At 43.6% G+C, this 19,866-nt stretch carries 16 protein-coding genes; 9 read left to right on the top strand and 7 right to left on the bottom strand.

Annotation, left to right across the window (positions count from 1 at the left end):
• The first annotated feature begins 16 nt into the window (after positions 1-16).
• The 6 genes from nuoL (at position 17) to M8998_RS10310 (ending at position 9,341) form a co-directional block, all read left to right on the top strand.
• Positions 17-1,945 carry an NADH-quinone oxidoreductase subunit L gene (nuoL, locus tag M8998_RS10335; RefSeq protein WP_249992532.1) on the top strand — a complete coding sequence of 643 codons (1,929 nt, stop codon included), beginning with the start codon at positions 17-19 and terminating at the stop codon, positions 1,943-1,945.
• An 11-nt stretch (positions 1,946-1,956) separates the two neighbouring features.
• Complete coding sequence (locus M8998_RS10330) at positions 1,957-3,417, top strand: complex I subunit 4 family protein (RefSeq protein WP_249992531.1); 1,461 nt, start codon at positions 1,957-1,959, stop codon at positions 3,415-3,417.
• 4 nt (positions 3,418-3,421) lie between these two features.
• Positions 3,422-4,831, top strand: a complete 1,410-nt coding sequence (locus M8998_RS10325; protein WP_349665663.1) for an NADH-quinone oxidoreductase subunit N — start codon at positions 3,422-3,424, stop codon at positions 4,829-4,831.
• 104 nt (positions 4,832-4,935) lie between these two features.
• On the top strand, positions 4,936-7,455 hold the full coding sequence (locus M8998_RS10320) for a DUF5686 family protein (RefSeq protein WP_249992529.1): 2,520 nt from the start codon (positions 4,936-4,938) through the stop codon (positions 7,453-7,455).
• Positions 7,456-7,467: 12 nt separating this feature from the next.
• Entirely contained in the window at positions 7,468-8,238 is a 771-nt protein-coding gene (locus M8998_RS10315) for an enoyl-CoA hydratase/isomerase family protein (RefSeq protein ID WP_249992528.1), read from the top strand.
• Between the two features lie 44 nt (positions 8,239-8,282).
• The gene (locus M8998_RS10310; RefSeq protein WP_249992527.1) at positions 8,283-9,341 is read left to right on the top strand and encodes an AI-2E family transporter; all 1,059 of its coding nucleotides are present in this window, start codon (positions 8,283-8,285) and stop codon (positions 9,339-9,341) included.
• A gap of 4 nt (positions 9,342-9,345) precedes the next feature.
• Here M8998_RS10310 and hemW read toward each other — a convergent pair whose 3' ends face one another.
• The 7 genes from hemW to porX all read right to left on the bottom strand — a co-directional run bounded on the left by hemW (position 9,346) and on the right by porX (position 15,912).
• The gene (hemW, locus tag M8998_RS10305; RefSeq protein WP_249992526.1) at positions 9,346-10,476 is read right to left on the bottom strand and encodes a radical SAM family heme chaperone HemW; all 1,131 of its coding nucleotides are present in this window, start codon (positions 10,474-10,476) and stop codon (positions 9,346-9,348) included.
• Between the two features lie 32 nt (positions 10,477-10,508).
• A complete protein-coding gene (locus tag M8998_RS10300) occupies positions 10,509-11,558 on the bottom strand; it encodes an ABC transporter ATP-binding protein (RefSeq protein WP_249992525.1) in 1,050 nt (349 codons plus the stop codon).
• Between the two features lie 67 nt (positions 11,559-11,625).
• Positions 11,626-12,447 (bottom strand): outer membrane beta-barrel protein, encoded by an 822-nt coding sequence (locus tag M8998_RS10295; RefSeq protein WP_249992524.1) that lies wholly within the window; start codon positions 12,445-12,447, stop codon positions 11,626-11,628.
• 25 nt (positions 12,448-12,472) lie between these two features.
• On the bottom strand, positions 12,473-13,294 hold the full coding sequence (locus M8998_RS10290) for an anti-sigma factor (protein ID WP_249992523.1): 822 nt from the start codon (positions 13,292-13,294) through the stop codon (positions 12,473-12,475).
• Between the two features lie 20 nt (positions 13,295-13,314).
• The gene (locus M8998_RS10285; RefSeq protein WP_249992522.1) at positions 13,315-13,860 is read right to left on the bottom strand and encodes an RNA polymerase sigma factor; all 546 of its coding nucleotides are present in this window, start codon (positions 13,858-13,860) and stop codon (positions 13,315-13,317) included.
• A 75-nt stretch (positions 13,861-13,935) separates the two neighbouring features.
• Entirely contained in the window at positions 13,936-14,346 is a 411-nt protein-coding gene (gene tsaE, locus M8998_RS10280; RefSeq protein WP_249992521.1) for a tRNA (adenosine(37)-N6)-threonylcarbamoyltransferase complex ATPase subunit type 1 TsaE, read from the bottom strand.
• A 12-nt stretch (positions 14,347-14,358) separates the two neighbouring features.
• On the bottom strand, positions 14,359-15,912 hold the full coding sequence (porX, locus tag M8998_RS10275) for a T9SS response regulator signal transducer PorX (protein ID WP_249992520.1): 1,554 nt from the start codon (positions 15,910-15,912) through the stop codon (positions 14,359-14,361).
• A gap of 227 nt (positions 15,913-16,139) precedes the next feature.
• On the opposite strand from porX, the gene M8998_RS10270 reads away from it, so the two are divergent.
• The 3 genes from M8998_RS10270 to M8998_RS10260 are packed head-to-tail and all read left to right on the top strand — an operon-like array spanning position 16,140 to position 19,861.
• On the top strand, positions 16,140-17,369 hold the full coding sequence (locus tag M8998_RS10270) for an HD domain-containing protein (RefSeq protein WP_249992519.1): 1,230 nt from the start codon (positions 16,140-16,142) through the stop codon (positions 17,367-17,369).
• Positions 17,370-17,387: 18 nt separating this feature from the next.
• On the top strand, positions 17,388-18,422 hold the full coding sequence (lpxD, locus tag M8998_RS10265; protein WP_249992518.1) for a UDP-3-O-(3-hydroxymyristoyl)glucosamine N-acyltransferase: 1,035 nt from the start codon (positions 17,388-17,390) through the stop codon (positions 18,420-18,422).
• Positions 18,423-18,466: 44 nt separating this feature from the next.
• Positions 18,467-19,861, top strand: coding sequence for a bifunctional UDP-3-O-[3-hydroxymyristoyl] N-acetylglucosamine deacetylase/3-hydroxyacyl-ACP dehydratase (locus M8998_RS10260; protein ID WP_249992517.1), 1,395 nt, complete (start codon positions 18,467-18,469; stop codon positions 19,859-19,861).
• The last annotated feature ends 5 nt before the right edge of the window (positions 19,862-19,866 follow it).

The raw sequence follows: 19,866 nt of genomic DNA, 5'->3' as shown, positions 1-19,866 counted from the left end.
GAAAAAATAACCGCGTATGAACGAATTGATTTGGATAGTGCCCTTGCTGCCTTTATTGGGCTTCGTATTCATCGGGGCGTTGCGAAATTACCTTCCGCACTGGCTGGTGAGCTTAGTTGGCTGTGGCACGGTACTCGCCGCATTCATAGCTAGTGTGGCACTCTTCTCCAATGTATATAGCGCTCGGATGGTTGGAGGCACAGGTGAGATAACTCAGGAGCTATTTACCTGGATTTCTGTTTCCGACTTTCAGGTCTCTTTTCGCTTTTTAGTCGATCCATTAAGTGCCATCATGCTCTTAATTGTCACTGGAATTGGTTTTCTAATTCACCTGTATTCCACGTCGTACATGCATAAAGATCCTGGATTTGCTAAATTCTTCAGCTACCTGAACTTGTTTATCTTTTTCATGCTGTTGCTGGTATTAGGATCCAATTATTTGGTGATGTTTATCGGATGGGAAGGCGTAGGCCTTTGTTCCTACCTATTGATTGGGTTCTGGTATAAAAATACGAACTATGCTAAGGCAGCAAAAAAAGCTTTTGTGATGAATCGCATTGGCGATCTGGGCTTTTTAATAGCGCTGTTCTTTATGATTGCTCACTTTGGTACTTTGGAATTCGCTGGTGTACTAGGACAAGCTAAGTTGATGGTTTCTGGTGACAGCACCTTGTTGATCATTACCTTATTACTTTTTGTGGCGGCAACGGGTAAGTCCGCACAGATTCCACTCTTTACCTGGTTGCCTGATGCGATGGCAGGGCCAACGCCTGTTTCTGCATTGATTCACGCAGCCACGATGGTTACGGCCGGAATCTACATGATTGCCCGATCCAATATTATGTTCACACTATCGCCCATCACGATGCAAGTGATTGCCATCATCGGTGTGGCTACCGCTGTCGTAGCGGCATTTATTGCGCTTACCCAAAACGATATTAAGAAAGTATTGGCCTATTCTACCGTATCGCAATTAGGATATATGTTTCTAGGACTAGGGGTAGGTGCTTTTACCGGAGCATTTTTTCACGTATTGACGCACGCTTTCTTCAAAGCGCTATTGTTTCTTGGTGCGGGATCTGTGATCCATGCGATGAGCGACGAGCAGGATATGCGGAAGATGGGCGGGTTGCGCAAAGCCTTACCAGTTACCTTCGCCACGATGCTAATCGGTACAATTGCGATTGCGGGCATTCCTCCTTTCGCAGGATTTTTCTCCAAAGATGAAATCTTGGCTTATGCCTTCGTCGAAAATCCACTCTTTTGGGTGTTAGGCTTGGCGGGTGCATTAATGACAGCATTCTATATGTTTCGCTTATTGTTTATGACTTTTTCTGGCAGTTTCCGTGGTACAGAATCACAAAAAAGCCATTTGCATGAATCTCCCTGGCCAATGACGGCAGCCCTGATCGTGTTAGCGATGCTATCCGTAATAGGTGGCGCATTGAATGTGCCAGAGGCTTTGCATGGACATCATTGGCTAGCCAACTTCTTGAGTCCCGTCTTTGCCGACTCAACAGCACTATCGGTGCCTTTTAGTTTAGACCATACGACGGAATATCTACTTATGGCGGTATCTACTGTCGCAGCGATTGCAATGGCTGCAATAGCTTATAGGCGATACGTGAAGTCAACTCCACGTGCCGAAAAGGCCGAGCAGGATCGCGGATTGTTATATAAACTGTCCTATCACAAGCTATATGTAGATGAAACTTATGAGCTGCTTATCACCAAACCGCTAAACGGTCTGGCGAGCACATTTAAGAAAGCAGACGTAAAGCTGGTAGACGGCTTGGTAAACGGCGTGGGTAAAGTGTTTTTGTCGGCTGGAAACGGCATCAGGCATTTGCAAACCGGACACGTTAGTTTTTATATATTCATGATGGTGTTGGGCGTGGCAGGCATCATGTTGTACGGCTTTATTGCACAATTAATAGAAAGATAACCTAAGAATTCATGGACAACCTTTTTTCGCTGTTGCTAATCCCTTTATTAAGTGCTATTGCTCTATTCTTTGTGCGTTCGGATCGTGCTAAGTGGGTGGCACTTTTGCTATCCTTAATTAATGTCGGGCTTACCGTACCTTTTTTACTGCGTTTTGATCCACAAGCCGGAATACAGTTTGAGCAGATGTGGGTGTGGATAGAACGGTTGAACGTCAATTTTCATATCGGCTTGGATGGTATAAGCTTGCCATTGGTTTTGTTGACCAATGGGCTGATTCCGTTAATTATTGCCACGGTCGATCAAAAGCGCTTCAAAGGTAATTTTTATGCTTTAGTGTTGTTTATGCAGGTTGGTCTATTGCTTGTGTTTACAGCACTGGATGCATTTTCATTTTATGTCGGATGGGAGATTGCCTTAATTCCGATTTACTTTATCTGTGCCCTGTGGGGCAGCGGTGATCGTATCGCCACCAACCTCAAGTTTTTTATCTACACATTTGCCGGAAGTATTCTGATGTTGATTGGTATACTATACCTGTATCAACAGACGCCGACGCATAGTTTCGAATGGACAGCATTTGCAGCGCTGAATCTTAATGAGGAGGTACAACATTGGGTGTTCTGGGCATTCTTTCTCGCATTCGCTATTAAGATTCCTATTATCCCATTTCATACTTGGCAGCCAAACACCTACGTGCAGGCACCTGCCGCAGGAACGATGCTCTTGTCTGGCATTATGTTAAAAATGGGAATCTTCGGCTTATTACGATGGTTACTGCCGATAGCACCTTTGGGCGTCGCGGAATACGGTACACTGGTGATGATTCTTTGTGTAGTAGGGATTGTTTATGCTTCCGTCATTGCCTTTCGGCAAGATGATGCGAAACGTTTGATCGCCTATTCTTCCATTGCCCACGTCGGCCTGATTGCCGGAGGCGTGTTTTCTTTAACAATCGACGGATTGCAGGGAGCGATGATACAGATGATCAATCATGGTATCTCTGCGGTAGGCTTATTTTTTGTAATCGACTTGATAGAGCGCCGTACGGGAAGCAGAAGCTTATCGGCGCTGGGTGGATTAGCTGCGCGCACGCCTAAACTGGCTATAGCATTTTTAATTCTCGTGATGGGGGCCGTTGGCTTGCCCTTAACGCACGGTTTTATCGGAGAATTTCTTTTGTTGAAAGGATTGTTCGGAGCGGAGGGGTACGGTCTTTGGTATGCAGTTTTCGGTGGGCTAACGCTGATCTTAGGCGCAGTCTATATGCTTAGGCTATACCAGAAGACCATGCTTGGCGAGTTACAGACACAATGGGAATCCATTCGGGATGTAAAGAGTACCGACCTGCTCGTGCTCGGAATTTTGGTCGTCTTGGTCATACTGATTGGCGTGTTGCCAAACTACCTACTACAATTATCAGAGCCAGCAATACAGGAGTTATTACAGCAAATTTCATTTAGAACAGCATAGCTTAATACCAACATACATTATGGGTGCAATTATCACGCTTTCATTATTGGCAATACTGCTTTTGTACTTAGGACTATTTAAGGCCAGAACGGCGTTATTGCCGGTCACCTTAGCTGGCTTAGCATTAGCCGTCGGTTTCGAATGGTATGGCTGGGATCAGGTAGCGGTGCCGCAGTACAGTGGCATGGTGCTGTTCGATCGTTATGCGATCGCGTTTTCCATATTATGTATATTTATTGCTGGCTTAGTCTTATCCCTTTCTAAAGCCTATTTCAAAGCGATCAGTGAGAACGTAGCCGAGTATTATGCGTTGATTTTATTCTCTTTAGTAGGTGCCTTGCTGGTGTGTTCATATCACAATTTTGCTATTCTCTTTATCGGTATTGAGGTCATGTCTGTGGCGCTATATATCTTGGTCGGCATCCGTAAGCGAGATCGTTTATCCAATGAAGCCGCATTGAAATACTTTTTAATGGGTGCTTTCTCTACCGGATTTTTACTTTTTGGTATTACGCTGATGTACGGTGCTACTGGTTCATTTGATTTGGGAGAGCTGCAACGCTACGTACGTACTACGCCCGATCATCAGATCTCACCTTTATTCTTTGGCGGGATATTATTGATGCTAGTTGGCCTCTGTTTCAAGGTAGGTGCCGCTCCATTTCATTTCTGGACCCCAGATGTGTACGATGGATCACCCATTCTGATTACGGCTTACATGAGTACCGTAGTGAAGGTGGCTTCCTTTGCCGGTTTCCTTCGTTTATTTTCTATGGTTATGGTGCCATTAGACAGTTTTTGGGAGCCGTTGCTGCTCACTATCGCGATCATTACGCTTTTCGTGGGCAATATATCTGCTTTAGTACAATCTAGCTTCAAGCGTATGCTGGCCTATTCCAGTATCGCACATGCTGGTTATATGTTATTTGCTATTCTTTCTATAGGAACCCTTTCCCCCGCAGCGATCTTAACCTATGGTCTAGCCTATTCACTGGCTTCTGTGGTCGCATTTGCGGCATTAATTTTGGTGAAAAGACAAATCGGTACGGATCAGTTTGAATCTTTCAATGGATTGGCAAAGCAAAATCCGTTTCTGGCCTTTGTGCTCACCGTAGCCATGCTATCATTGGCTGGTATTCCGCTTACAGCCGGATTTATCGGGAAGTTCATGATGTTTGGCCGAGTAATGGAAAGTTACCATACTTTATTGTTAGTTCTGGCAGCGGTAAATGCGGTCATTGGTGTGTTCTACTACCTGCGTGTGGTGGTACATTTGTACTTCAAATCCGCCGATGTCGAAGCAGATTCTTCTTCGATTAAGGTGCCCTTAAATTTTCAAATCATCTTCACGGTATCCATCCTTTTAACTTTAGCCGTAGGAATCTATCCGGATTGGCTTATCAACCTGTTGTAAATAAGGATCATAATCTAACGTTAACAAAGGAATAAGTTTTTCCTCTGTAAGCGATTAACTCTGCGAACAAATTGTATCTTTATCAGAGTGAGCATAGATGAAACATGACTATAGGGGCTTTAGCGATTAGATTTATATACCTACTTTTCCTGACATCTTTTTTAGCACCTGTAGTACTACTTGGCCAACATAGAATACAAGGTGTGGTCGTGGACGAAGATACAGACAGTCGATTAATGGGTGTTTCCGTCCGTGTATTGGGTAGCAGTACTGGCACGTCGACAGACTCTGTAGGGCAGTTTGTGTTAGTGCTTGATCGACCCTATGCACAGGTAGAACTTACCTCTATTGGCTACGCTACAAAGATGGTACGCATTACCGAACAAGCACCAAACATGATCTCCATGCGCCCCGAAGGTACGCTCATCGAAGGCATTACCGTAAGGGTAAGTAGAAAATATTCGAATAGAGATAATCCCGCTGTGGAGTTGATCGACTCCGTCATCCGTTACAAATCACAAAATCGCTTATCTGGGAATGCTAGTATACAGTTCGAACAATACGATAAAATAAAGATCGGCATTGTAGACCCTCCAAAACTCTTGAAGCGCACTTTGTCTATGGTGAACTTCCCGACCGACAACCTGGATACATTAACATTAGTTGGTAAGGAAGTGCTGGGTATTTATCAGGAAGAAAACCTAGCTAGGGTATATAGCCAACGAGATCCGTCTCGTTCTAAACGGCGCATTGATCATCAGGTCAAAACTGAGTTTGATCAACGATATGTAAACAACCCGAACATCCAGTCTTACATCAACTACGTCTTGCAACCCATCGATATTTACGATGAAAGTATTTTCATGTTGGATAAGCTGTTCTTAAGTCCGATTGCGGATAATGGGAAGGTCTTTTACAAATATTTTTTAATAGATACAGTTACCAATGAACATGGAAAGTTTATGGAGCTGGAGTTTGTGCCGCGCAATGAGAAAGATTTATTGTTTCGGGGGAAGTTGCAAGTGGCTATGGATGGTTCTTATGCGGTAAAGCGTGCGGAGTTGCATATTGGCACCTCTGCCAATCTTAATTGGATAAGTGCGGTAGATCTTCGATTGAATTATTCTCCACGCGACGGTGTGATGTTGCTAGATAGTACGCACGTTGCGGTCTCCTTTGGTTCGGAGAATAATCAAGCGATGTATGGCGAGCGGATGAGTGTGCATCGTGATTACGATTTGTATAGCCCAATTGATATTAGTCTTTTTAGTGGACCGCCTGTCGAAGTCTTACCCGATGTTAGCACATTTATTCCGAATCGTCCGGTGCCTCTTTCTGTTTTTGAGCGAAATACGTATGAAAATATAAATAGACTTAAAAGGGATCCCACTTTTCGCTCTACGTTGGCATTGGGGTATCTGATTGCTCAAGGCTATTACAACCTAAATGCATTTGAATTAGGGCCGTTGGAGTACACCTATAGTCGTAATAATATAGAAGGAAACCGGATTCGATTAGGTGGGAGAACAACGCCATTGCTTTCCGAGAAGATGTATGTGGAAGGATATCTAGCCTACGGCACCCGCGACAATGACCTAAAATATTACTTGAGTACCGCCATATCTGTAGATGGGCGAAATATTGCAACCTTTCCAGCACATTATGTCGAAGGCTCTATCCAACACGATATCCTAGAACCTGGGCGTCAACCTAGTTTTTTGCGAGGCGATAGTTTTTTCGATTCCTTTAGAAGAAATAGGCCAACCAAATGGTTCATGACAGATGCATACCGCTTGCGCCATATGGTGGAGTTTGGGAATCATTTTTCGGTAGAGACCGCCTTTAGTCATATTAGACGACGCACAATAGGAGACTTCCGACTAATTAGTTCAGGAGATCCTACTACGGCAGTACGAGATATAAATACAAATGATGTACAGGTGACCCTAAGATGGGCTCCTTACGAACGATTTTACTATCGAAATCTAACCCGACGAACCATCATAGAACAGCACCCTGTTTTTACGGTGGAATACAACAAGGGGTTGAAGGGATTTTTGGATGCACCGTACGAGTACGATATGGTTAAGGCATCGGCATCACGTCGTTTCTTTTTAAATCAATTCGGCTTCGCCGATATGACCTTCACAGCAGGTAAGATCTGGGGTGTATTGCCTTATACGTTGCTCCATATGCCGAATGTGCGGCAAAAATTGGATGGACGGCACGAAATTCGCTATGATTTGATGAACAGTATGGAGTTTGCGGCTGATGAATATGTGAAGTTCGGTTTTGAACATGCACTGAATGGGTTTATCTTCAATAAAATTCCTTTGCTGAGAAGGCTCAAATTACGCGAGATCTGGGGCGCGCAAATGTTTTACGGCCGTATGAGTACGCAAAATGATCCGGCGCGAAGTGATCAGGTAGTCGAATTTGATACCGATGCTCAAGGTTTCCCGTTGACGCGAAGCCTATTTGGTAGGCCTTATTGGGAAGCGTCAGTAGGAATAGATAATATACTGCGCGTGCTACGTGTAGAATATGTGAGAAGACTCACACACCGCGACTTTCCAAACATCAGTCAAGATAGATACCGCGTATCGCTGTCACTAAACTTTTAAAACCGACGAGTTATGTATAACAACATCAAAATCCAATTACTTGATCAGACCGCATTATTAGAAATCGATCGGCCCAAATACCTCAATGCTCTAAACAGGGAGACGCTGGAAGAGATTGAACATGCTTTTCAACATGAACTGCTCAGCAACACCGACATCAGAGGCGTGATTATCACGGGTGCTGGAGAGAAAGCGTTTGTAGCAGGTGCTGACATTAAAGAATTCATGAAATACAGCACGGAAGAGGGAATGGCACTCGCCAAATGGGGACATGGAGTGATGAATCGCATTTACACTTTTCCCAAGCCAGTAATCGCAGCGATTAATGGTTATGCCTTGGGGGGAGGTTTAGAGCTGGCTTTAGCCTGTCATATGCGTGTAGCATCGAATTCTGCAAAAATGGGTCTTCCTGAAGTCTCACTCGGATTGATTCCAGGATATGGCGGCACACAACGTTTGACGCAATTGGTAGGCCGTGGTAAAGCTTTAGAGATGATTCTGAGTGGAGAAATGATTGATGCGGAGGATGCTAATCAATGGGGATTGGTTAATTATACCACAAATTCAGATGAACTAATAAGCAAAACGACAGATCTGCTGAAAAAAATGTACGGAAAATCTGCTCATGCTATTGCGGCAGCCATTAAGGCAGTAAATGCAGGGTTGGGTAAGGATACAGATGGGTATGAGGAGGAGATCCGATCGTTCGGCGAGAGTTTCGGAACGCCTGATTTTCATGAAGGGGTCGATGCATTTCTCACTAAGCGCAAACCAAATTTTTAAAGCGCTGTTATACTGATTTCAAACCATAATTTTTTTTTCTAAACATGGAAAATCCAGTTTTTTCTCAGAAAGAGCGCAATATTATTATCCTAATTATTGTCCTAGTATTAGGGGCTATTATTCTACATGCTACACGAGGATTATTTGGTGCATTTTTGGGTACTATGCTGATGTATACGCTCTTTCGGCAACTCAACATCTTTTTAATAGAGCGGTGGAAATGGCCAAAACCAGCATCATCGCTTTTCATTATTATTATCTCCATCTTAATTATTGTCCTGCCTATCTACGGAATAGGAAAAATGCTATTTTCAAAAGCGATTGAATTACAACGCGATCCAGAATGGATTAATAATTTGGTCAGTGCCATCAAGCAATTTGCTGGAGACAAATTGGGTCAGCCTGATTTCATAGAAAAGCAGTTAGAAGCCAGTTCATCCTATGTAGGAGGCTTGTTGACCAATACACTTGGCGGTGCCGCGAATCTGTTTCTGGAAATTACCGTGATGTATTTTATACTTTACTTTATGTTTGTCGGCTACAAAGGTTTCGAACAGGCACTACGTTTTTACTTGCCATTTGATGATTCTAACGCTGGCGTTCTAGCAGAGGAGTTTAAAAATGTGACGTATGCAAACGTCGTTGGCCAAACCTTAATTGCCATTGTACAGGGGGCCTGTTTGAGTGTAGGTTTTTATATATTTGGGGCATCCGACCCTTTCTTTTGGGGGGTGATTACCGCTATATTATCCTTCGTCCCGTTGTTAGGCCCTCCCCTGATATTTGTGCCGGCGGCAGTGATTATGTTTTCTCAGGGAATGACCTGGCAGCCCATCGGATTGCTGATCTGGGGATTCGGACTGGTGATTAATATAGATAATGTTTTGAGGTTCATCATTGCAAAGCGAATGGGAGACATTCACCCGATCATTACAGTCGTGGGGGTAATTATTGGTATCCCGCTATTTGGGCTTTTAGGTTTGGTATTTGGCCCGTTGCTTTTGGTGTATTTTCTTTCGGCCGTAAAAGTGTATAAAGCGAATAAGCGATTATCATTAAAACAACAAACTCTACAGCAGCAAATGCAAGAGCGCGGAGGCTAAAGTATTAATCTTCCGTGATAATGAACAGCTCGCTGGCAATACGATCCGCGAGCTGTTTTCCATTTGCAGAAAGCTTCAACGTGTATTGCTCTAAGATCAATTGCCCGCCGAGAATATACGGCTGAGCTTGCTGCAGCATAGCATGCATGACCTCTACACCAAATTGCTCTTCGACAACATGGAGACGAATACCCCACATCGTGCGTAAGCTCGTCATGATATACTCATTAATACGATCCTCCTTACTTAGTATCTCGCTTTCCAAGACAGGGAGATCGTTAGATATGCCGTGCATATACAATGCATTGTTGCTTTTGTTCCAAGATCTCGATATGCCATTAAAGGAATGCGCAGATGGTCCGATTCCTAGATAATGTGTACCATTCCAATAATTCGTATTGTGTTGTGCATATCTACCATCTTTGGCAAAGTTGGAAATCTCGTAGTGTTCAAAGCCATTGGAGGTTAGCTGATCGATTAAGATCGCCATCTGGTCGGCACTTTGTCCCTCATCTATCGGCCTAGTTTTTCCTTTTTTGATCTGATGATGCAGGGCGGTACGCTCTTCCACCGTCATCGCATACGAAGAAATATGAGGAATGCCGTAGTCAATTAGCTGTGCGATATTACGGTGCCATTTTTCGTCTGTCAACAAAGGATAACCGTAAATTAGGTCGCAAGTGATATTGTCAAAACCCGCATCCTGAACCCTTTTGATGACCACATCAGCTTCTTTAGCATTGTGAGCCCGGTTCATCCATCGGAGATCTTCTTCGAAGAATGATTGAATACCGATGCTGAAGCGGTTAATAGGAGTAGCGCGGAGCTCTTGTATTTTGGACAGGCTAAGGTCATCTGGATTTGCTTCTAACGTAATCTCCGCTTGACTATCTAGTGTGAAATTTTCGGATATTTTATCCAATATGCGTTGGATGTCGGACGCCTCCAGTAGTGAAGGTGTACCGCCCCCAAAATAAACGGATCGTATGTGCCGATCTACGAGATAATCCGACCGGAGTTCAATTTCCCGTAGCAATGCGTTTATCATTTGTGCTTTATCACCTAATTGCGTGCTAAAGTGAAAATCACAATAGTGGCAAGCCTGTTTACAAAAAGGAATGTGGAGATAAAACATGAGTGTGATGTCGTTTTAGGAGTTTCTAGGTCTTAAGAGGTGAAAACGACATGTCGTTCGAAGCTGATCTGCACCTTGTCTCCCTTCACATAATCCGGTGTGCCAATCTTTGCCGCGCGCAAGCTGACAGCTTCATTGCCTACCACGTATTCATAATACATGCCGCGAAACTTAATTTCCTGCACCTGAAATGGAGCAGAATCATCGCCAATCAGTGAAATATCTTCCTGATGTATCGCAACGGACGATGAGGTATCCAGTCCTAAAGCCCTTGCTTCATCAGCAGTTAGGATATTGCTCTTCGCCAGTAACTGGGCTGTATACCTATTGCTAGGCTTAAAATACAAATCTTTGGGCTTCCCGTCATCAATGATTTTTCCGTCTTTCATTACGATGAGTTGATCGGACATGGCCAGCACCTCCGATGGGTCATGAGAAACTAATAGCACGGTAAGTCCGGTATCCGCTACAATCTGTTTGATATCCTGTTGCAGCGCATCACGAAATGCGGCATCTACTTGATTAAAGGGCTCATCCATCAGGAGTACTTCGGGATCGTTGACCAGTGCGCGAGAAATGGCCACTCGTTGTCGCTCTCCTCCACTCAGATCTGCTACGCGCTTTTGGGAAAGATGCAAGATTTGAAGCTTTTGTAATGTTTCTTCTGTTTTCCGCTGTTTGTACTCCAAGTCGATATTGGATAATTGAGAAGCCACATTGTCCCAAACTTTAGCGAAAAGATTGAGGTCATCAAAATTCTGAGAGACCATCTTCATGGCATCATGACCAGGAATGAGCTTATCTTTTCGAGTTGGCACTAGCCAGCCGCGGTAGCGGATCTCGCCTTCGGTTGGCTCAATAAGTCCGTAGATCAATTTCAATAAGGTACTCTTGCCACTTCCAGAAGCACCGATGATCGCCGTGATGCTGTTCTCCGTAATTCCTACACTTACCTGATCCACAGCAACGACATCTTCTTTTCCTTCGAAAACACAGGAAACCTGCTGAACATGGATCAATGGAAGGCCATGTTGTTGTACGTCCTGAGGAACCAATTGACAAGAGGAAGATGTTGTGCTCATAAAAAGTGCCGGATCCTTTTAGGTGATCCGGCACAAAAATACGGTTTTAAAATCGGGAATGTTTAACCTAGAAGCCTAAGGTTAGACCGAATGCAAAATTCCTGAATCCTTCTTGAGCAGGAGATTGTTCAAACATATCGTTCATGTAGTATTTGGTGAAAACAGCGAAGGAACCAAATCCTACGCGCAAATGTCCGCCATATTGGAAAGATTGCAGGTTGTAGGTGTCTCGGAAACTTTGTCTTCCCAGCTCCTCGCTGCGCAATCGTTGCGATCCCTTTAATAGGATGCCAAACATTGGCCCTGCCACGATACGCACACGATCTCCACCACGGCTGCGGCCGCTTCGCCACTCAAAAGCTAAAGGCACACGCAGATAAGTAGAGGTTAATACATTGCGGGTGTAATTTACCTCGTTACGATCTACAAAAGTGGGCGTAAGTGGCGCTTGATTTTGATTCAATAAGACATTGCTTGTCAAGCGCATGTAGTTCCATTCGAAGCCCGCTGCAGTATATATCTTGATGTTGTCATCTAAGCGAACACCGAATTGTGCAATATCGAAACCAAAATTAGAAGCTCTGCTGTGCGACAAAAATTGATTCTCCTCCGAGAATGTAAAACTGCCATTGTCCATTGGGCGAGAAAATCCCCAGTCAATACGCGTAAACGTCAGTCCACCAAAAACTCGTGGATATTTTACTTTCTTTTTCTCTTTGTCATTGTTTTGATCGTCATCATCATCTTTTCCTAGCGATAGATTCATGTTTACTTTTTTAGCAGAATCTTTTTCTGTGATGATAGTATCTTGGGTCTGCGCTTGCGCAGCAGTGGTAGCTGAAAGTCCGAACGCGATCCAGACAATCATATGATATACGTATGTTTTCATAGTTGTTTAATGAGTATATTTTGAGTTATTTACGTTTTCTTATTCTGTTTTTGGCAAAGAGGTTTCCTACTTCTAAACGGAAGGAGCCCTCATCATCCTTTGTTACATATACATCCTTCGTCACCTGCGTCGGAGTATGATCATTCACTACGTTAATGATTTTATTAATTACGTTAGTCGTTGCTTTCCGAACAGTACCAGCAATCATCATTTCTTCTTCCTCTTCAAAAGGTTCAATGAGTGGTTTGATAGGATCCACCTCGGTCACATAGCGGGTTGGTAAATCTGCCATCGGCACTTCTGCCAATTGTACCTGATATCGATCCGCCATTTCTGATTCTTCTATCGTGACCACCTGATTTGCTACCGGCAAATTAACAGAAGCGATGCTTTTTTGTTCTGTTGAGACGCTTGGAGAATTTTTTATAGATTCCTCTTTTTGCACCAAGTTCGGGCTATAAGCCAAATGTTTTTCCTGCGGCGAAGCATTATTCGATGATTCTGTATGTATCGTAACGTCTTTCTTGGGTTGCTCAACATCCTTTAGTTCGCTAGAATTTGGCACAGTAGCTTTTTGTTGTGCTATCTGAGTGTTAGCGTCAATAGATTCGTGTTGATTGGCAAAATAGGCGAATAATCCCACTCCAATTAACGCACAAGCCGCTGCGTACTTCACCCACTGGTAACTTCGTTTTTTGGTAAGAGGAATCAGGGGAACAATCCCTTCTTCAGATTCCTTTTCTTCATCCAACTGCTGCGCGATCCTGTCCCATAGCTGTGGGCTGGGTTTGGCCATGTGATCTTCCGCTGCATCGCGAAACAGTTTGTCGATATCGTTCTCTTTCATATCCATTCCTCCTTATACTCTTAACTGATGTTATCCATTTTTGTCAACCGTTCTTTTAGCCAACTTCTTGCTCTCGAGAGTTGCGACTTAGAGTTCGTCTCCGTAATCGACAGATTATCGGCAATCTCCTTATGGCTGAACCCTTCTATCGCGTAAAGATTGAAGATTGTCTTATAATTTACGGGCAGTTGATTAATCAGCTGCAACAAATCTTTGTATCCTGTCTGATCTGCCTGAAACGTGCTGACGATATGCGATGCACCATTGCCCTCTTCCTGCAAATCCATGTACACGATTTTCCGTTTTCTGTATACCTCAATAGCCGTATTCACCATGATGCGTCTAATCCAGCCTTCGAGCGATCCAGTTCCATCATATAAATGATGTTTGGTATACACCTTTACAAAGCCATTTTGTAGTATATCTTCTGCTTCTAAGTGATCTTTTGCATACCGCAAACAAACCGAAAACATCTTCGACGAAAAGTGATGGTATAAAGCTGCTTGTGCTTTGCGATCCTGCTTTTTGCAGCCCTCCCATACCATGTCAATATTCGTCAGTTTCAATTTTACCAGGTTTTATAGGCAAGACGGCACTTCTGCGCTTAAGGTTGCAACAGAAATAAAAAAAGTTAAAAAATCTTAAATAAATTCGATAATGCGACTTTCCGGGCCAGTAACCCGGAGGTGGATCGACTTTGTATCGGAAGGTAATAAATTGGCAATCTTCTCTGGCCATTCGATCAGGCAGTAGTGGCCGGAATATAAATATTCTTCATAGCCCATGTCAAAGGCTTCCTGTTCATCTCGCAGGCGGTAGAAGTCGAAATGATATATAGGTCCACTAGGTGTTTCGTACTCGTTTACAATAGAAAATGTGGGACTAGATGTATTTTCTAGTACACCTAGCTGTACACAAATTTCTTTAATAAATGTCGTTTTCCCGGCGCCCATGTCTCCGTAAAATAAGATCACACGAGCGTCAGAAAAGGATTGTACAATGGTGTTGGCGACCGCGCTGAGGTCCGCCAATGTGTCTACGCGGTATTCCATCACCAAATTTACTTATTTCGGCGTGTAGGTCGCAAATGGAATGATCATTTCTTCCAGGGAGATCCCCCCATGCTGGAAGGTGCCATAGAAATGATTCACAAACTGATTGTAATTGTTGGGATATACAAAATAGGCATCTTCTTTAGCGAAGGTGTATACCGAACTGATGTTTAACTTAGGAAGTTGCGCATCGTGCGGATTCTTGACAACAAATACATCTTTATCCTGATAATTGAGATTTTTGCCCTGTTTGTAACGCAAGTTGGTATTGGTGTTGCGGTCGCCCACAATCTTACTCGGTTTCTTCACACGGATCGTGCCATGGTCTGTGGTTACGATCACGCGTACTTTATGCTGCGCCAGCCATTTCAACACATCCAGCCAAGGCGAGTGCTCAAACCAAGAAAGGGTGAGTGATCGATAGGCCGCATCATCGTTAGCCAGTTCGCGGATCATCGCCATATCTGTACGCGCATGAGATAGCATATCTACAAAATTGTATACCAGCACGTTCAGGTCATTGTTCATCAGGTTGTTTAGATTTTCTAATACATCCTTGCCCTGTTCGTGAGTTAATATCTTGGTATACGAATGCTTGATATCTTTGCGGTATACCCTTTTGATCTGATCGGCCAGGAATACATCTTCGTGCATGTTTTTTCCGCCTTCATCATTGTCATTTTGCCAATGATCTGGAAACCTACGCTCCATCTCCAGTGGCGTAAGGCCGCTAAAGATCGCATTACGGGCATACTGGGTTGCTGTTGGGAGTATGCTAAAATAGCTATCTTCTTCTTCTAGTCGGAAGTACTCGGTGATGATTTCGTTGATCACGCGCCATTGATCGTAGCGCAAGTTGTCTATCAAAAAGAAGAAAGTAGGTCGATCGTCTTCCATCGTTGGAAACACTTTCTTTTTAAAAATATGGTGAGATAGATTAGGACCACTGCCCGGATCATTGATCCAGCCCAGGTAATTGTTCTCGACATACTTTGCAAATAGGGCATTGGCTTCCGATTTTTGCATCGTCAGAATTTCATGCATTCCGCTATCTTCCAATTTTTCGAGCGATAGCTCCCAGTAAAGCAATTTCTTATACGCTTCAACCCATTGCTTATAATCCAGGGCATCATTCATGATCGTGCCCAGATTTCTAAAATCCTGCTGGTATGCCAGTGACGTTTTTTCGCTTACTAACCTTCGGTTTTCAGTAAGCTTTTTTATCGTTAATAATATCTGCTTGGGGTTTACCGGCTTAATCAGGTAGTCATCTATTTTAGAGCCAATTGCGTCTTCCATCAGGTGTTCTTCCTCGTTTTTTGTAACCAGTACGGTCGGAATAGAAGCATTGACAGATTTTAGGATGCTCAACGTTTCTAATCCTGTTAGGCCCGGCATATTTTCATCGAGGAAAACCAGATCGTACGGATCACTTTTAAAGGCATCTACCGCATCGTAGCCATTATTTACGGTCTTGACTTTATACCCTTTTTGTTCGAGTAATAGAATATGGGGCTTCAGAAATTCAATTTCATCATCTGCCCAGAGTATACGTGTCTTCTGCATGTGTGTTGCCTTAAGAAATCTATCAGTTCAACAACTGAAGTTAAAAAATGATTTGATTGGTGAAGATAAGGGGAAGAAACCCATCTTGCTTTCAAACCATCAATTGATTGCGCTTTTTTAACAAGAATTAACGCACATCTGTGTATCTTTGCCGTTATATTCGGGCAGTTTTACGCGTAAATGTAAAACGATAAGTCTGGAACGATATATTAATAGATTATAAAGTATTGAATAAGAAAAAAATAATTAATGACCCGGTGTATGGTTTTGTGACCATTCCATCTGCTTTCATTTATGATCTTATTCAGCACCCTTTCTTTCAAAGACTGCGGTATATCAAACAAGGTAGCATGAGCCACTTGGTGTATCCAGGAGCCCTGCATACTCGTTTTCAACACGCTATTGGTGCGATGCACCTGATGAGTCTGGCCATCAGCACGTTGCGTAATAAAGACGTAGAGATATCGGAAGAGGAAGAAGAAGCTGCTCTTACAGCGATACTTTTACATGATATAGGTCATGGCCCATTTTCTCACTCGTTAGAGCAAACGATCATCGAGGGCGTATCACATGAGATGATTTCCTCCTTATTGATGCAGCGCCTCAATGAGGCATTTGAGGGAAAATTGGATTTGGCGATTTGCATCTTCAATGATAAATACCCGAGACCGTTCCTACATCAATTGGTATCCAGCCAGTTGGATACAGATCGGATGGATTATCTAAATCGAGACAGCTTTTTTACTGGTGTTTCCGAGGGAGTCATATCCTTCGATCGCATTATCAAAATGTTATATGTGGTCGATGAGCAGCTGGTGATCGAGCAGAAAGGAATTTACTCTGTCGAGAATTTTCTGATTGCTAGACGCTTAATGTATTGGCAGGTATACCTGCACAAGACCGTGGTAGCCGCCGAGCAAATGCTCTTGCAAGCATTGCGTCGGGCGAAAGAGTTGGCGCAGGAAGGAATTAGTTTATTTGCAAGTCCGGCATTGGTTCATTTTCTACATCAGCGGATTACAAAAGACAACTTTATGAGCGATCAGTCTCACTTGTCCTGCTTTACCCGTTTAGATGATACCGACATCATGTCTGCGATCAAGGCTTGGAGTACGCATGAAGACAAGATTTTGCGTATCCTGTGTTCCAAGTTAATGAATAGAGAACTATTTCGGACAGAAATGCGCAGTGAGGCGATTACGAACACAGAATTTCAGGATATGCAACGACGCGCGCAAGTTGCCTTCGATTTACAGGATCATGAGGTAGATTATTTCGTGTACACGCAAACCATTAAAAATAGTGCCTACGATCCTTTGCAGAGTGGTATTAAAGTCTTGGCAAAGGACGGTACATTACTGGATATCACGGCAGCATCTGACCTTTCAAATCTTGATGCCTTGTCAAAAATCGTAGTCAAATATGCGGTCATTTACCCAAAAGAAATATTTAATTAACAATAGTCCATATACGCGATGAAATTTTCAGCTCAACAAATTGCGACATTATTGCAGGGCACGATAGAGGGGGATGCAGCAGTATCGGTATCTCGCCTATCTAAGATTGAAGAAGGTGATATCGAAAGCTTATCCTTTCTGTCTAACCCAAAATATGAGCAGTATCTGTACGATAGTGAAGCTGCTATCGTCGTGGTAAATGAATCCCAGGTATTGGATCCGCAACGGGTAGTAAAGCCGACGATGATCCGGGTGAAAGACGCTTATCAAGCGTTTGCTGAATTACTGAAGATATACGAACAAATGCGTTCTGACCGCTCTGGACGTGAAGAATATAGTTTTGTACATGATTCTGCAGAGCTTGGAGAAGGCTACTACGTAGGTGCCTTTGCCTACATCGGGCAACAAACTGTGATCGGTAAAAACGTAAAAGTATATCCGCAAGTGTACATCGGTGATAATGTTCGTATTGGTGATAATAGTGTGATTTATCCCGGAGCAAAAATTTATCATGATTGTGTATTAGGGAGTCATGTAACTGTGCACGCTGGCGCCGTGGTGGGTAGTGATGGCTTCGGCTTCGCACCGCAAGAGGATGGATCGTATACAAAAGTGCCTCAGATTGGTAATGTAATTCTGGAAGATTGGGTAGAAGTAGGTAGCAACACGACAATAGACCGGGCGACACTGGGTCATACTACGTTACGTCGTGGTGTGAAGTTAGACAACCTGGTGCAGATTGCGCACAACGTGGAAGTGGGAGAAAACACCGTGGTGGCAGCACAAACCGGGATCTCCGGCAGTACGAAGATTGGTGCAAAAGTAATTCTGGGGGGACAGGTTGGCGTGGTTGGCCATATTACGGTGGCTCCGGGCACTCAGGTACAGGCGCAATCTGGAATTAACAAAACGATAAGCGAAGAAAACAAAAAATGGGCTGGTTCTCCGGCATTTCCTTATCAAGGGGAGCTTAGGTCGCAGGTGCTTTATGCTAAACTGCCTGAGCTGGAAAAAAGGATCGCCGAGCTGGAGAAACGCCTCAGTGAAAAATAATAGCTACTTTTAATACTTTACTTGACGTCAATATAATGCTAGATATGAATGTAAAACAGCGAACTATCCAATCCGAAGTGACGATTTCGGGTGTAGGACTGCATACGGGGCACCCTGTAAATATATGCATCAAACCTGCACCAGAGAATCATTGGTACAAATTCCAACGTGTGGATTTGGAAGGTAAACCATTGGTAAATGTAGATGCCGATAACGTAACAGATACCTCTCGTGGAACTACCATATCCCAAAATGGCGGATCTGTCAGTACGATTGAGCACCTCATGTCTGCTTTGGTAGGGTTAGAATTGGACAATGTTCTGATCGAAATTGACGGTCCGGAAGTACCCATTCTAGACGGTAGTGCCGCTATCTTCGTCGAGAAATTGCGCGAAGTAGGTTTTGTAGAACAGGAAGCCGATCGCGAGTATTTTGAAGTAACAAGCAACATTCATTATAACGAACCTGAAAGACAGGTGGAGATCGTCGCGATGGCACTGGATGGCTATCGTCTTACGTGTATGATCGACTTCAATTCGCCTGTGTTGGGAAGTCAACATGCATCTATCACGCATATCACAGAATTTCCAAAAGAGATATCTTCGTCTAGAACATTCTGTTTCTTGCACGAGTTGGAGATGTTGGTACAACAAAATCTGGTTAAAGGTGGCGATTTGTCCAATGCGATCGTTATAGTGGATAAGGAGATCGACGAAAATGAACTCAATAAGCTGGAGCATGTCTTCAACAAGAAAGTGGAGGTGGCTAGTGAAGGAATATTGAACAATGTACAGTTGCGTCATTTAAACGAGCCTGCTCGTCACAAATTGCTCGATATGATCGGCGATTTGGCTTTGGTGGGTAGGCCTATAAAAGGACATATCATGGCAGCGCGCCCTGGACATGCGGCGAATGTTGCGTTTGCGAAGCGGATCAAAGCACAGATGAAAAAGGAGCGTTCCCGCAAGAATGTAAAAGTGTATGATCCGAATATGACGCCGGTATACGATACGGTTCAGATTATGAACATCCTGCCGCATCGTCAACCATTTTTAATGATCGACAAGATCTTGGAGCTTTCGGAGCGCCATGTTGTTGGTCTGAAAAATGTAACGATGAACGAAGACTTGTTTATGGGACATTTTCCAGGATCTCCATTATTCCCCGGTGTATTGCAGATTGAAGCAATGGCGCAAACAGGAGGGATATTGGTGCTGAATACGGTTTCCGATCCGCAAAATTGGTTGACATTGTTCCTGAAAATAGAGAATGCAAAATTCAAACATCCTGTTCGCCCCGGCGATACAGTAATATTCACCTGTGAGTTATTAGAGCCAATACGTCGTGGTATTGCTCGGATGAAAGGTGTAGGATTGGTCGGTGAGAAAGTAGTGAGCGAAGCGGAGCTGATGGCACAAATCGTTCGAGTTAAAGAATAAATTAA

Origin of the sequence: Sphingobacterium sp. lm-10 (assembly GCF_023554555.1) — a bacterium.
Classification (GTDB): Bacteria; Bacteroidota; Bacteroidia; order Sphingobacteriales; family Sphingobacteriaceae; genus Sphingobacterium.
This window is presented reverse-complemented; position numbering and strand designations above follow the sequence as displayed.

What these genes read in the sequence shown, in the direction of transcription:
- nuoL (WP_249992532.1), top strand. Translation starts at nt 17, where the DNA reads ATGAACGAATTGATTTGGATAGTGCCCTTGCTGCCTTTATTGGGCTTC.
- M8998_RS10330 (WP_249992531.1), top strand. Translation starts at nt 1,957, where the DNA reads ATGGACAACCTTTTTTCGCTGTTGCTAATCCCTTTATTAAGTGCTATT.
- M8998_RS10320 (WP_249992529.1), top strand. Translation starts at nt 4,936, where the DNA reads ATGACTATAGGGGCTTTAGCGATTAGATTTATATACCTACTTTTCCTG.
- M8998_RS10315 (WP_249992528.1), top strand. Translation starts at nt 7,468, where the DNA reads ATGTATAACAACATCAAAATCCAATTACTTGATCAGACCGCATTATTA.
- M8998_RS10310 (WP_249992527.1), top strand. Translation starts at nt 8,283, where the DNA reads ATGGAAAATCCAGTTTTTTCTCAGAAAGAGCGCAATATTATTATCCTA.
- hemW (WP_249992526.1), bottom strand. Translation starts at nt 10,476, where the DNA reads ATGTTTTATCTCCACATTCCTTTTTGTAAACAGGCTTGCCACTATTGT.
- M8998_RS10300 (WP_249992525.1), bottom strand. Translation starts at nt 11,558, where the DNA reads ATGAGCACAACATCTTCCTCTTGTCAATTGGTTCCTCAGGACGTACAA.
- M8998_RS10295 (WP_249992524.1), bottom strand. Translation starts at nt 12,447, where the DNA reads ATGAAAACATACGTATATCATATGATTGTCTGGATCGCGTTCGGACTT.
- M8998_RS10290 (WP_249992523.1), bottom strand. Translation starts at nt 13,294, where the DNA reads ATGAAAGAGAACGATATCGACAAACTGTTTCGCGATGCAGCGGAAGAT.
- tsaE (WP_249992521.1), bottom strand. Translation starts at nt 14,346, where the DNA reads ATGGAATACCGCGTAGACACATTGGCGGACCTCAGCGCGGTCGCCAAC.
- porX (WP_249992520.1), bottom strand. Translation starts at nt 15,912, where the DNA reads ATGCAGAAGACACGTATACTCTGGGCAGATGATGAAATTGAATTTCTG.
- lpxD (WP_249992518.1), top strand. Translation starts at nt 17,388, where the DNA reads ATGAAATTTTCAGCTCAACAAATTGCGACATTATTGCAGGGCACGATA.
- M8998_RS10260 (WP_249992517.1), top strand. Translation starts at nt 18,467, where the DNA reads ATGAATGTAAAACAGCGAACTATCCAATCCGAAGTGACGATTTCGGGT.